Here is a 12,194-nt window from a genome sequence, read left to right on the forward strand (position 1 = left end):
ACAGGACGGCTTCAACCATGACTCGCCCGCTGCGCATCCTGCACACCGAGGCCGCCACCCGAATGGGCGGCCAGGAGATCTACATTTTCCGCCACATGCAGGCCATGCGTGCGCGCGGCCACGAGGTGGCACTGCTGTGCCAGCCCGGTGCGCGCCTGGCCGGCCTGGCCCGCGATGCGGGGTTCACCGTGCATACCCTGCGCATGGGCGGCTTGGCGCGCCTGCTGCGCGGCATCTGGTCGGTGGCACGCCTGGTGCGCCGTGAACGCTACGACGTGGTCAACACCACCAGCCGTCGCGACGCCCTGATCGCCGCCGCCGGCGCGCGCCTGGGCGGCACGCCGCTGGTGGTGCGCTCGCGCCACCTGATGAGTCCGGTCAACTCATTGCTGACCTACACAAGACTGCCGCACCGGGTGCTGACCGTCAGCAGCTTCGTCAAGCAGCTGCTGGCCGAGCGCGGCGTTCCCGCGGCCCGCATCGGCATCGTGCCGCCGATCGCGGTGCCGCCGCAGTGGAGCGACATCCGCAAGCCCGACCCGTGGCAGTGCCTGCAGGACGTGCGCGCCGAGGTGCGTACCGAGCTGGGCTTCAGCGCCGACGATATCGTGGTGGGCTGCGTGGCCGTGCTGCGCGAACCCAAAGGCCATGCCGACCTGCTGCAGGCCATTGCACCGCTGTGCCAGGCCAACCGCAACCTGCACCTGGTGGTGGTGGGTGATGGCGCACCGGTGATGGCCCGCCTGCAGGCCCTGCGCGATGCACTGGGCCTGCAGCAGCAGGTCCACCTGCTGGGCTACCGCGATGGCGCCTGCCGGCTGATGGCCGGCTTCGACATCTTCGCCCTGGCCTCGCACAAGGAAGCGGCCGGCACGGTGTTCCTGGAAGCTGCGTTCGTGGGCGTGCCGATCGTAGCCACGCGCGTGGGTGGTGTTCCGGAAATGGTGGTCGATGGCAGCAACGCGCTGCTGACCCGGCTGGGCGACCGCGCCGCATTGACCGCCGCGCTGCGCCTGCTGGTGGACGACCCCGAACGCCGCCGCCTGATGGGCCGTGCCGGCTGGGACTGGATGCGCAGCGCGCACCGGTTCACCCCGGCCGGCCATGGCGAAACCACCGAATACTATTATCGCCAGTGGCTGAAGGAGCTGGGACATGGCTGACGCACGAACCGTACCGGTGCTGATGCACCATCACGTAAGCCCGTCGCCGGGCATGATCACCGTGTCGCCGGAAAATTTCGAGAGCCAGATTGCCTGGCTCGCACGCGAAGGCTGGACGTCGCTGACGCTGGACCAGTACGCCGGCTTCCTGGCCGGCAAGCCGGTGCCCCGCAAGTCGATCGTGATCACCTTCGATGACGGTTACCTGGACAACTGGGTGTATGCCCACCCGATCCTGCAGAAGTACGGCATGCACGCGGTAGTGTTCGTGGTGACCGGCTGGATGGGCGAAGGCCCGGTGCGCGCACATGCCGGTGTGGCCGGCGCCGTGCTGCCACCGGCGCCGGACCACCGTGGCTGCGAGACGGCGATCTTCCAGGACAACCGCTGCGACGATGTGATGATGCGCTGGAGCGAAGCACGCGCCGCCATCGAGGCCGGCACCTTCGAGGTGCACTGCCATACCCACACCCACACCCGCTGGCTGCAGCGGCAGGACCTGGACCGCGCGCAGCGCCGCGAGGGCATCGACCAGGACCTGGCGCGGGCGCGGCAGGTGCTGCAGGCGCAGCTGGGCGAAGTGTCCGACACCCTGTGCTGGCCGTATGGCGATTTCGACCAGGACCATATCGAGGTCGCCCGCGCGCACGGGTTCCGCTACCTGCACACCACCCATCCGTTCGGCCGCAACGTGGTCGGTGGCGATCCGGAACGCATCTATCGCTTCGCGATCCGCAACCGCCCGGCCAGCTGGCTGCGCAAGCGCATCGCGCAGAGTTACCACCCGCTGCTGGCGCCGCTGTTCAACGGCTTCAAGGCACGCCAGAAGAAGATGGTGCCCGGGCCCTAGGCATTGCCCGCGATCGTGCGCGGTAGAAACGAAAACGCCCCGGTTTCCCGGGGCGTTCTGCATTGTGCAGGCTGGCCGAAGGTCAGGCGGTTGCGGCGGACTTCACCGCGGCCGACAGCCGGTCCAGGGTGTCCTGCATCAGGGTGGCATCGTCGGCTTCCACGGTGACGCGCACCACCGGCTCGGTGCCGGAGGGACGCAGGAACGCACGGCCACGGCCACTGACGGCCTGCTGTGCTTCCACCAGTGCCGACTGCACGCTGTCGGCCTGCACGGTGGCCTTGGCCGAGACATCGCCCAGGCGCACGTTGACGGTCTTCTGCGGCACCTTCGACAACGGCTGCAGCGCCTGGCGCAGGGTCTGCCCGCTGCGCTTGAGCGCCACCAGCACCTGCAGCGCACTGACGATGCCATCGCCGGTGGTGGCGCGGTCCAGACACAGCAGGTGGCCGGAGGCTTCGCCGCCGAGCACGCCGTTGCCTTCGATCAGCGCCTGGTGCACATAGCGGTCGCCCACGTTGCTGCGCTGGAACGGAATCTGCAGCTCGGCCAACGCCTTTTCCAGGCCGTAGTTGCTCATCAGGGTGCCGACCACCGGGCCGCGCAGGCGGCCTTCGGCCTGCCACGCGCGCGCCAGGATGTAGAGCAGGTCGTCACCGTCGACCGGGTTACCCTGGTCGTCGGCCATCAGCACGCGATCGCCGTCGCCGTCGAAGGCGATGCCCAGGTCGGCGCCGGTCTCACGCACCTTGGCGGCAAGGTTGTCGATGTGGGTCGAGCCCACGCCGTCGTTGATGTTCACGCCGTTGGGTTCGGCACCGATGCCGATGACATCGGCACCCAGCTCGCGGAACAGCAGCGGCGCGATCTGGTAGGTGGCGCCGTGTGCGCAGTCCAGTACCAGGCGCACGCCACGCAGATCGAACGAGCGCGGCACGCTGGCCTTGCAGAACTCGATGTAGCGACCCACTGCTTCACGGGCACGCGCGGCCTTGCCCAGCTGCTCCGATTCGGCGGTGGTGAACGGCACGTCCAGCGCTGCCTCCAGCGCCAGTTCGGTGGCGTCATCAAGCTTCTCGCCCTGGGCGGAGAAGAACTTGATGCCGTTGTCGTAATGCGGGTTGTGCGAGGCACTGATGACGATGCCGGCATCCACGCCCAGGGTGCGGGTGAGGAAGGCCACCGCCGGGGTGGGCATCGGGCCCAGCAGCTGCACGTCGGCACCGGCGGCGACCAGGCCCGCTTCCAGCGCGGCCTCGAACATATAACCGGAAATGCGGGTGTCCTTGCCGATCACAACGATCGGGCGACGCCCATGCGCGCCACGCTGGGCCACCAGCACGCGGCCCAGGGCATTACCCAGGCGCAGCACGAAATCGGCCGAAATCGGGCTCTGGCCGACGCGCCCGCGGATGCCGTCGGTACCGAAGTACTTGCGGCCTCCCATCAAGCCACCTCCGGCCGCGGCTGACGGCCGAGCATGGCCAGCAGGTCGGCCAGGCGGTCACGCATTTCGCGGCGGTCGCAGATCTGGTCGATGGCGCCGTGCTCGAGCAGGAACTCCGAGCGCTGGAAGCCTTCGGGCAGCTTTTCGCGCACGGTCTGTTCGATCACGCGCGGGCCGGCGAAGCCGATCAGGGCCTGCGGTTCGGCGATGTTGATGTCGCCCAGCATCGCAAACGAGGCCGACACGCCACCGGTGGTCGGGTGGGTCAGCACCGAGATGTACGGCAGGCCGGCCTCGCGCAGCTTGCCCAGCGCGGCCGAGGTCTTGGCCATCTGCATCAGCGAGAACAGGCCTTCCTGCATGCGCGCGCCGCCACTGGCGGAGAAGCACACGTAGGGGGCGCCGATTTCCAGGGCGGTTTCGGCGGCCAGCGCGAAGCGCTCACCCACCACCGAGCCCATCGAACCGCCCATGAAGGCGAAATCGAACGAAGACGCCACCAGCGGACGGCCCTTGAGCAGGCCGCGCATGGCGATCAGCGCGTCGTACTCGCCGGTGTTCTTCTGCGCGATCTTGATGCGCTCGCTGTACTTCTTCTGGTCCTTGAACTTCAGCAGATCGGTCGGCCCCAGGCGCGCCGCGATCTCGGTGGTGCTGTCGGCGTCAAACAGCGCGGCCAGGCGCGCGCGGGCGCGGATCGCCATGTGATGGCCGCACTTCGGGCAGACCTCCAGGTTTTCTTCCAGCTCGGGGCGGTACAGCGCGCTGCCGCAGCTGCTGCACTTTTCCCACAGGCCCTCGGGGACGCTGCGCTTCTTGCTGGGGGTGTTGTCGGTGCGGATGCCGGACGGCATCAACTTGCTGAGCCAACTCATGCGGGAGGACACTTCCGTTCAGGGCGGCCCGAAGGCCGCAAAGGCCGACAGTCTAGCGCTGCTCCCCCTGCCCGTGCACCCCCGCGTGGTTGCCGGGGGTTCGGGAAAAAACCATGCTGTGACGTACGTTTAGCGCGGCAACGCCGTGCGCGCAACGCCGGGTCCTGCCCGGGCGCTGCCGTCAGGCGTCCAGGGCCTGCCGCAGCGGCGCCAGGAACGCGTGCGCCTGCTGCGCCGCCTGTTCCGGCGAGGCGGCATCGGCCAACGCCGCCACCAGCGCACTGCCGACCACCACGCCGTCGGCCTGCACGGCCATGGCCGCGGCACTGGCGGCATCCTTGATGCCGAAGCCGGCCACCACCGGCACCGTCGCCCCGGCGCGCAGCGCCTGCAGGCGCGCGCTTGCCGCCTGGCTGTCCAGGCGTTCGGAGGCGCCGGTAACCCCGGCGAAGCTGACGTAGTACAGATAGCCGCGTGCCAGCGACAGCAGGGTCTGCGCGCGCGCATCACTGGTGGTGGGCGAGGCCAGAAGCACCAGCGCCAGCCCGGCCGCATCGAAGGCCTGCTTCGCCTCGCCGGCCTCTTCCGGCGGCAGGTCCACCAGCAGCACGCCATCCACGCCGGCCTGCACGGCCGCCTGCGCGAACGCCGCGTAACCGTGGATCTCAACCGGGTTCAGATAGCCCATCAGCACCACCGGCGTCTGCGCGTCACGCTGGCGGAACTCGGCCACCGCCTGCAGCACGTAGCGGCTGCCTGCGCCGCGCGCCAGTGCGCGTTCGGAGCTGCGCTGGATGGTCGGGCCGTCGGCCATCGGGTCGGAGAACGGCACGCCCAGTTCGATCACATCGGCACCGGCCTCGACCAGCGCATGCATGACCGGCACGGTGGCTTCCAGCGACGGGTCGCCGGCGGTAATGAAGGGAATGAGGGCCTTGCGGCCGGCGGCACGCAGGCGGGCAAAGCAGGCATCGATACGTTCAACGGACATTTCAGCTACATCCTTCAATCAATTCAACGGCGCCACTGGCGCCCCAGTACATCCTCGATACCACGCCATCGACGATCTCCACGCGGATCGCCAGGTCCGACCCCGGGTCCTGCCAGAGCAGGCTTTCGCCGGCTTCCGCATCGGCCCCGTGAGGCTGGGCACTGGTGCCGGTGGGCAGCCGCTGCAGGGCCTGCGCACGGGGCATGTCCAGGTGCAGCCCGAACGGGCCGGGCTGCAGCACGACCTGGCCGGAATCATCGATGGGCGCCAGGTCGAAGCGCACCACATCGTTGTCCTGCACCAGCATCGACACACCCTCGGGTAACAGACCGCGCTCGTAGTACTCGCAGCGGCCCTGGGTGGCTTCGTGCAGGCCGGCGGAGTGCCATTCGCTCTCCCCCTGCAGTTCGCTGAAACGCTGGCCGACCAGCACATTGCCGGCATGGTCCAGCGCTACGGACACCACCGCAGGTGCTTCGTCTGCGGCCGGCGCGGAGGCAGGTGCAGGAGCGGGTGCGTCATCGATGGGGCGATGCGCCAGGTCGTCATCGTTGCTGGCCGGGTGCTGCGCGGCGGCGATCGCCGCCGGGGTGGCCGCTGCCGGCGCCAGCACCGGCGGCTCGGGTGGCGCGCAGCCGCCCAGGCCGACGGCCAGCGCCAGCACGCCACCATGGCGCAGCACGCCGTTCACAGCACCAGACCCTCGCGCGCCGCAATGGTGTGCACGTCCTTGTCGCCACGACCGGACAGATTGCACAGCACGATCTGGTCGCGCGGGCGCTCGCGCGCCAGCTTGATCGCCTGCGCCAGCGCATGGCTGGATTCCAGTGCGGGCAGGATGCCTTCGGTGTGCGCCAGCAGGTGGAAGGCCTGCAGCGCTTCTTCATCGGTAATGCCCAGATAGCGCGCGCGGCCACTGTCGGCCAGGAACGCGTGCTCCGGACCGACGCCGGGGTAATCGAGGCCGGCCGACACCGAATGGGTTTCGATGATCTGGCCATCGTCGTCGCACAGCACATAGGTGCGGTTGCCGTGTAGCACGCCTGGGCGGCCGGCAGCGATGGACGCCGCGTGGCGACCGGTATGGATGCCGTCGCCGGCCGCTTCGGCACCGACGATCTCGACCTGACGATCGTTGAGGAACGCATGGAACAGGCCGATGGCATTGCTGCCGCCACCCACGCAGGCGGTGATCGCGTCCGGCAGGCGGCCGTATTCGGCCAGCATCTGCTCGCGCGCCTCGCGGCCGACGATGGCGTTGAAGTCACGCACCATGCGCGGGTACGGATCGGGGCCGGCCACCGTGCCGATGATGTAGAAGGTGTCCTGCACGTTGGTCACCCAGTCGCGCATGGCTTCGTTGAGTGCATCCTTCAGCGTGGCCGAGCCGGAGGTGACCGGCACCACGGTGGCGCCCAGCAGCTTCATGCGGTAGACGTTGATCTTCTGCCGCTCGATGTCGGTGGCCCCCATGTAGACCACGCATTCCAGGCCCAGGCGCGCGGCGACGGTGGCACTGGCAACGCCGTGCTGGCCGGCACCGGTCTCGGCGATGATGCGCTTCTTGCCCATGCGCGCGGCCAGCAGCGCCTGGCCGATGGTGTTGTTGATCTTGTGCGCGCCGGTGTGGTTCAGGTCTTCGCGCTTGAGCAGGATCTGCGCACCGCCGACGTGGTCGCTCAGGCGCTGGGCGTGGTAGATCGGGCTGGGCCGGCCCACGTAATGGGCCAGATCGCGGTCGTAGGCACGCTGGAATTCCGGGTCCTGGCGGGCCTGGTCGTAGGCCTGGGCCAGTTCCTGCAGCGGGCCGACCAGGGTTTCGGCAACGAAACTGCCGCCGTAGCGGCCGAAGTGGCCCTGGGCATCCGGGAAGGCGTGGTAGTCGGCAATGGGGGAGGCAGACATGGAAGCGACCGCTGGTTCGAGACAGGTGGATACTCTAGCGCACGGATCCTGACCGGAATATCGATATTATCTGGCCAGTACTGTCAGGAAATCTCACATGAGTACCTCCATGCTGCCGCCGCTCAACGCCCTCCGCGCCTTCGAAGCCACCGCCCGCCTGGGCGGGGTGGGCCGCGCCGCGCAGGCCCTGCATGTGACCCATGGCGCGGTGAGCCGGCAGTTGAAACTGCTGGAAGACCACCTGGGTCTGGCGCTGTTCCAGCGCTCCGGGCGCGGCCTGCGCCTGACCGACGCCGGGCAGCGCCTGCAGGCGGCGTGCGGCGAGGCGTTTGCCGGCATCGAGCGCTGCGTGCGCGAACTGCGCCGGCCTGCCGCCTCGCCTGCCCTGGTACTCGGCTGCAGCGGCAGCGTGCTGGCGCGCTGGATGATTCCACGGCTGCCCGCGCTGCAGGCGGCGCTGCCCGGGGTGAACCTGCAATGGTCGGCGCTGGATGGGGCCTTCACCGAGGCGCAGGCGGCACTGGACGCGGTGCTGCTGCTGGCCGAAGGGCCTTGGCCGCGCGGCTGGCAGGTGCGCGAACTGGCGCCGGAACGGGTGGGCGTGGTGGTGGCGCCTTCGCACCTGGCCGCGCAGCGCCTGCGCCACGCCGCGCCATCGGCCCTGCTGCTCGAACGCGTGCTGCACACCCATTCGCGCCCGCAGGCGTGGCCGGGCTGGGCGCAGTCACATGGGCTGGACGCGGACCAGTTGCAGTTCGGTACCGGCTTCGAACACCTGTATTACCTGCTGGAAGCAGCGGTGGCTGGGTTGGGCCCGGCGATCGCGCCGGAACCGCTGGTGGCCGAAGACCTGGCCGCCGGGCGACTGATTGCCCCGTGGGGGTTCTCAGCGACCGGCGGGTTCTGGGTGCTGGCCTGGCCGGACGGACCGGTTGACCCGCGCGTGGAAGCGCTGGCCGAGTGGGCCACGGCACGACTACGCGGCGGGTGATGCCGACCGCCAGCGCGGCCGGCACCGTCAGGGCCCGGGCTCAGCGTGCGCCGACCGCGATCTTCTGCTGCTCGTCCTGCACCTGCTGCTGGCGCGGCTGGTCATCCAGCAGCTTCGCACTGGTCTGTTCCAGCGACGGCGGCGGCTGATTCAGGTCCACCGCCGCGCGGAAGCCCGGCGTCGTCCCCATCACGAAGGCCTTTCCGTCCTGCAGGGTGATGCTCTGCAGTTTTTCCGGCGAGTCGATGCCGTTCTGCTTGGCCTGCTGGGTGATGTGAGCCGCGGCGTCCTCGGAGATCATTCTGGGCAGCTTGCCGCGGACCGCGTTGTGCAGCGGGTTGTCCGGGTGCGAGGCATCGTTGAGCGATGGCCCCTTGGCTGCCGCAGCCGGTGCCTCATGGCGCGGGGTCTGCTCGGCCGCCAGCGCGGTGCGCGTATGGCGGCCAACGATGCCGTCGGCGGCGAGGCCCTGCTGCTTCTGGAAGGCGATCACCGCCTCGCGGGTGTGATCGCCGAAGCGGCCGTCCTCGGCCAGGCGATGGCCGTTGCCATCGCGCACACCCAGCTGGTTGAGGCTGTGCTGCAGCGCCTGCACATCGGTGCCGCGCTGGCCGTGCTTGAGCAGATCAGCCGAGACCGCCGGTTCTGCCGCCGCGGGTGCCGGCTGTGCGGCCGTGCGCGCGGGTGCGGGCTCGGCACCGCCATGCAACGGCGCGCGCACCTGGAATTCGGGCTTCGGTGTCAGTGCGCCGACGATCCGCGTGCTGCCGCCATCCCAGTAGCCGCCCGGGCGGATGGTCACTTCGGCCGGACCCGTGCTGCCCTGCGAACCGATGAACTGGATGTTGCCCTGCGCGTCGTAGCCCTTGAAGATGCCGACGTGCTGGCCCTGCGACGAAGAGAACATCAGGATATCGCCCTGCTTCAACGAGCCGTTCGGCTTGCGCGCGTCGGCCGCCGACGTCACGTCGAAGTGCTCCCGCGCGTACGCCGTGGTGTTGGCGCCATTGAACAGCGTGGACGTGGTGAAGGCGGCAGCGTTCTCGCCGCGCACGTCATAGCCGGCGTTTTTCAGGCCGCGCCAGACGAAGGCGGAGCAGTCCACGCCAAAGCGCCCGTCACCATCGAGGTCGCGCTCCAGCCGGCTGCTGTCGCGGCCCGGGCGCGGGTGATCCGGACGGCCGTACTCGTACTGCCGGCCCGACGCCATGAAGTGCTGGTAGGCCTCGTTGTAGACGGCGGCACTGCCGGTAGCGGGCGCGGCTGCGGCAGGTGCCGTCGCAGTGGGGGCCGCGGTCTGTCGCGGCGCCTGGGTCTGCACGGGTGCCGCAGCCTGGGTGCGCGTCGGCGCCTGCTGCGTCATGACCTCGCCGGGGTTCCAGCCTTCGAAACGGCGGATGCCATCGGCCAGGACTTCGCGCTCGCGCACGCTCATCTCGCCGACCGTCTTCGAGCGCAGATCGACACCGTTGCGATCACCTTCGGCGTAAATGGCGGCGGCCTGTTCCCGGTGATGGGTGCTGCCGCTGTAATCGGCCTTGGAATAGCTCGGCAGCATTTCCTCGACGGTCTTGTCGCCGAACCGACGTTCGAGCAGCTGGATCTTTGCTATGCGTCCTGCCTCATAGCTTTCGAATACGGCATTGCCCCACTGGTCCAGGCCGACGACGCCGTCATAGCGCCCCTGCGCGGATTCCAGCGCCTGTTCGCGGGTACGGGTATTGGTGACGGTCTTGTCCGCGCTGCCCGCGAACTCGAACTTGAGATTGCCTGGATTGTTGTTGCGCCATGAGACGCTGCCGCCGGAGCGTTCGATGATGCTGCCATCATCCATTTCCAGCGTACGCGTCGTGCCGACGCTGCTGACCAGGCGGGTGACCTTGGGGTCCGACATGAGCTGCTCCTTTGCCGATGGTTGATTAGGCCGCTGCGTTGGCGGTCCTTACATTCCGTTGGAAAACACGTCGAGCACGTCGGCGCTGACCCAGCCGCGTGCGCAGTTGCCGGCATACTGCCCCGGCGCTGCCGCGTGGCAGGCTTCGCCACTGCTGGCCAGGCCACTTATCGGACGGTCGCCGTAGGTGTCACACAAGGCGTTGCCCTTGCACTTGTCGACCGTCGCCGCGGGAACGGCCACGACGTAATAGAACATCGGGTTCTGCCCCGCGCGGCCGATGCCCTGCACGCACACCAGCTGCCCCTTCGACAGGCGTGCGGTGGCCTTGGCCTTGGTGCCCGTAGTCGGCACGGTGTCCAGGGTTTCCGCGCCCTTGGCATCAGCGACGCCGGCGAAGAAGCCCTGGTCGCCACAGCCCGGCGACAGTTCCACATCGTAGAAATCACCGCTGTCGACATCGCCGGCCGTGCAGCCACGGCCCGCGCTGGCGTCGGTGCACGTCAAGCCGCTGGATTGGATCAGTGCTGCCAGACCGTCGCCGGCCGCAGCGGTCGGCGTCGTTGCCGCCGGCGCGGAGGCAGCCATGGTAGGCGGCGCAGCGGCCGGTGCGGCCGGTGAAGACGGACTCGATGAATCACCTGCCGAACAAGCGCCCAAGGCAAGCAGCAGGCCCGGAATGATCGAGAGGCCGGTCATGCGCGTGCGGCGGGAAGAAAAATGGGGCATATCCGTTGCGTCCTCTTTGAAAAGATTGAACGTACCAGCAGGATTCCATCGACGGCGAGCGCGCGCGGCAAAGCGTCCAGCCATGGTCCGGCTGGGCGCATTGTCGTTGATCAGATGTTGTGCCGATGTCGACTCGGCGCTGATGGGTTCAGAGGCGCATCAGACCAAGACATCGGTCACATTCAGCAACCACCCCGCCTTCACCCGGGGAGCGTCCGCCTGGTCGATCAGGGGGCGGTGGGCGCCGCCAAGCGCTGCTGCAGGTCTTCGCGCAGGCGCGACAGTTCCACTTCGGCCTGCTGGCGCTGCTGCATGCCTTCGCGATGGATGCTGCGCACTTCTTCCACGGTGGCGATCAACTGGTCGTGCACGTGGCGCAGGGTGGCCACGTCGATCACCCCACGCTGGTTGCTGCGCGCGGTATCCACCGAGGCCTGGCGCAGCAGATCGGCATTGCGGCGCATCAGCTCGTTGGTGGCATCGTCGATCGAGGTGGCCAGTTCAGCCGCGTTCTTCTGTTCGCCCAGCGAGAGCTGGATCGCGAACTGGCGCTTCCACGAAGGAATGGTGATCTCGCGCACCGTGTTGAACTTCTCGATCAGCTGCAGCGCGTTGGCCTGGATCAGGCGGATCATCGGCAGCGACTGGTCGGCGGCATGCTGCATCAGCAGCAGGTCGGACACGCGCTTTTCGATCAGGCGGATCGCGTTGTCGATCTCGCTCTGGCGGATGCGCTGCTGCGGGTCATCGCTGCCCTGCCCGGCCAGCTGTTCGGCCTGCAGTTCGGCCAGCCGCTGCTTGCCGGCGGCGGCGTACAGGCCCAGTGCATGGCGTTCTTCGCGCACGATGTCATGCATGCGGTCGAACTCGCCCACGCGCTTGCCCATCAGCGTCTGCTGCGCGCCGACATCGCCCAGCAGCTGTTCAATCTGCGCATTGGTGTCGCTGAACTTCTGCACCAGTTCGCCCTTGGACGCACGCAGGCGGTCGATCAGGCCGCCGATGATCGGCACCTTCGATCGCTGGGCGAAGCCATCCAGCTTCAGGCTGCGCGCGATGCGCACCACTTCGCCCAGCTTCTCGCCACTGGCATCCAGATCGCGGTTGCGCACCTGGTCCAGCAGCTGGCTGGAGAACGCCGCGGTGCGGGTGGCGGCTTCACGACCGAACACCTGCAGGTTGCCGGGGCGCAGGTCGTCCAGTTCCTGGCGGATCTGCGCGATGCGCGGCAGGTCGTCCGCCACCAGGCCCAGGGCCTGCAGCGTGCTTTCATCGATCGTGGCGGGGGTGGCAGCGCTCGGCACGAGGCCGCCGTTGATGTGGCTGTCCTGGGTCATCGGGCAGTCTCC

General features: G+C 68.6%; 11 protein-coding genes. 3 read left to right on the plus strand and 8 right to left on the minus strand.

The genetic code is table 11. The features are described 5' to 3' along the window. Positions 1-17: 17 nt before the first annotated feature. Both C1922_RS13545 and C1922_RS13550 read left to right on the plus strand, forming a co-directional pair. Positions 18-1,163 carry a glycosyltransferase family 4 protein gene (locus C1922_RS13545; protein ID WP_108750227.1) on the plus strand — a complete coding sequence of 382 codons (1,146 nt, stop codon included), beginning with the start codon at positions 18-20 and terminating at the stop codon, positions 1,161-1,163. Continuing rightward, positions 1,156-2,013, plus strand: coding sequence for a polysaccharide deacetylase family protein (locus C1922_RS13550; RefSeq protein ID WP_108750228.1), 858 nt, complete (start codon positions 1,156-1,158; stop codon positions 2,011-2,013). The genes C1922_RS13545 and C1922_RS13550 overlap by 8 nt, the downstream gene beginning before the upstream one ends. Positions 2,014-2,095: 82 nt before the next feature. Here C1922_RS13550 and glmM read toward each other — a convergent pair whose 3' ends face one another. The 5 genes from glmM to trpB all read right to left on the minus strand — a co-directional run bounded on the left by glmM (position 2,096) and on the right by trpB (position 7,231). Then, entirely contained in the window at positions 2,096-3,460 is a 1,365-nt protein-coding gene (gene glmM / locus C1922_RS13555) for a phosphoglucosamine mutase (protein WP_108750229.1), read from the minus strand. Then, positions 3,460-4,335 carry an acetyl-CoA carboxylase, carboxyltransferase subunit beta gene (gene accD / locus C1922_RS13560; RefSeq protein ID WP_108750230.1) on the minus strand — a complete coding sequence of 292 codons (876 nt, stop codon included), beginning with the start codon at positions 4,333-4,335 and terminating at the stop codon, positions 3,460-3,462. The genes glmM and accD overlap by 1 nt, the downstream gene beginning before the upstream one ends. 181 nt (positions 4,336-4,516) lie before the next feature. Next, a complete protein-coding gene (gene trpA / locus C1922_RS13565; RefSeq protein WP_108750231.1) occupies positions 4,517-5,326 on the minus strand; it encodes a tryptophan synthase subunit alpha in 810 nt (269 codons plus the stop codon). A 1-nt stretch (position 5,327) separates the two neighbouring features. Continuing rightward, on the minus strand, positions 5,328-6,017 hold the full coding sequence (locus C1922_RS13570) for a hypothetical protein (protein ID WP_108750232.1): 690 nt from the start codon (positions 6,015-6,017) through the stop codon (positions 5,328-5,330). After that, complete coding sequence (trpB, locus tag C1922_RS13575) at positions 6,014-7,231, minus strand: tryptophan synthase subunit beta (RefSeq protein WP_108750233.1); 1,218 nt, start codon at positions 7,229-7,231, stop codon at positions 6,014-6,016. The genes C1922_RS13570 and trpB overlap by 4 nt, the downstream gene beginning before the upstream one ends. 97 nt (positions 7,232-7,328) lie before the next feature. Here trpB and C1922_RS13580 point away from each other — a divergent pair, with 97 nt between their 5' ends. Then, the gene (locus C1922_RS13580) at positions 7,329-8,222 is read left to right on the plus strand and encodes a LysR family transcriptional regulator (protein ID WP_108750234.1); all 894 of its coding nucleotides are present in this window, start codon (positions 7,329-7,331) and stop codon (positions 8,220-8,222) included. A gap of 40 nt (positions 8,223-8,262) precedes the next feature. Here C1922_RS13580 and C1922_RS13585 read toward each other — a convergent pair whose 3' ends face one another. The 3 genes from C1922_RS13585 to C1922_RS13595 all read right to left on the minus strand — a co-directional run bounded on the left by C1922_RS13585 (position 8,263) and on the right by C1922_RS13595 (position 12,182). Then, the gene (locus C1922_RS13585) at positions 8,263-10,116 is read right to left on the minus strand and encodes a peptidoglycan-binding protein (protein ID WP_108750235.1); all 1,854 of its coding nucleotides are present in this window, start codon (positions 10,114-10,116) and stop codon (positions 8,263-8,265) included. Between the two features lie 48 nt (positions 10,117-10,164). Beyond that, positions 10,165-10,845 carry a hypothetical protein gene (locus C1922_RS13590; protein ID WP_199912259.1) on the minus strand — a complete coding sequence of 227 codons (681 nt, stop codon included), beginning with the start codon at positions 10,843-10,845 and terminating at the stop codon, positions 10,165-10,167. A 227-nt stretch (positions 10,846-11,072) separates the two neighbouring features. Continuing rightward, on the minus strand, positions 11,073-12,182 hold the full coding sequence (locus C1922_RS13595) for a toxic anion resistance protein (protein WP_108750237.1): 1,110 nt from the start codon (positions 12,180-12,182) through the stop codon (positions 11,073-11,075). Positions 12,183-12,194 lie beyond the last annotated feature (12 nt).

Source organism: Stenotrophomonas sp. ZAC14D2_NAIMI4_7 (assembly GCF_003086675.1).
Lineage (GTDB): Bacteria > Pseudomonadota > Gammaproteobacteria > Xanthomonadales > Xanthomonadaceae > Stenotrophomonas.

Coding starts and splice junctions, on each gene's coding strand:
- C1922_RS13590 (WP_199912259.1), bottom strand. CDS start 10,845: ATGCCCCATTTTTCTTCCCGCCGCACGCGCATGACCGGCCTCTCGATC.
- C1922_RS13585 (WP_108750235.1), bottom strand. CDS start 10,116: ATGTCGGACCCCAAGGTCACCCGCCTGGTCAGCAGCGTCGGCACGACG.
- C1922_RS13580 (WP_108750234.1), top strand. CDS start 7,329: ATGAGTACCTCCATGCTGCCGCCGCTCAACGCCCTCCGCGCCTTCGAA.
- glmM (WP_108750229.1), bottom strand. CDS start 3,460: ATGGGAGGCCGCAAGTACTTCGGTACCGACGGCATCCGCGGGCGCGTC.
- trpB (WP_108750233.1), bottom strand. CDS start 7,231: ATGTCTGCCTCCCCCATTGCCGACTACCACGCCTTCCCGGATGCCCAG.
- C1922_RS13595 (WP_108750237.1), bottom strand. CDS start 12,182: ATGACCCAGGACAGCCACATCAACGGCGGCCTCGTGCCGAGCGCTGCC.
- C1922_RS13550 (WP_108750228.1), top strand. CDS start 1,156: ATGGCTGACGCACGAACCGTACCGGTGCTGATGCACCATCACGTAAGC.
- C1922_RS13545 (WP_108750227.1), top strand. CDS start 18: ATGACTCGCCCGCTGCGCATCCTGCACACCGAGGCCGCCACCCGAATG.
- trpA (WP_108750231.1), bottom strand. CDS start 5,326: ATGTCCGTTGAACGTATCGATGCCTGCTTTGCCCGCCTGCGTGCCGCC.
- accD (WP_108750230.1), bottom strand. CDS start 4,335: ATGAGTTGGCTCAGCAAGTTGATGCCGTCCGGCATCCGCACCGACAAC.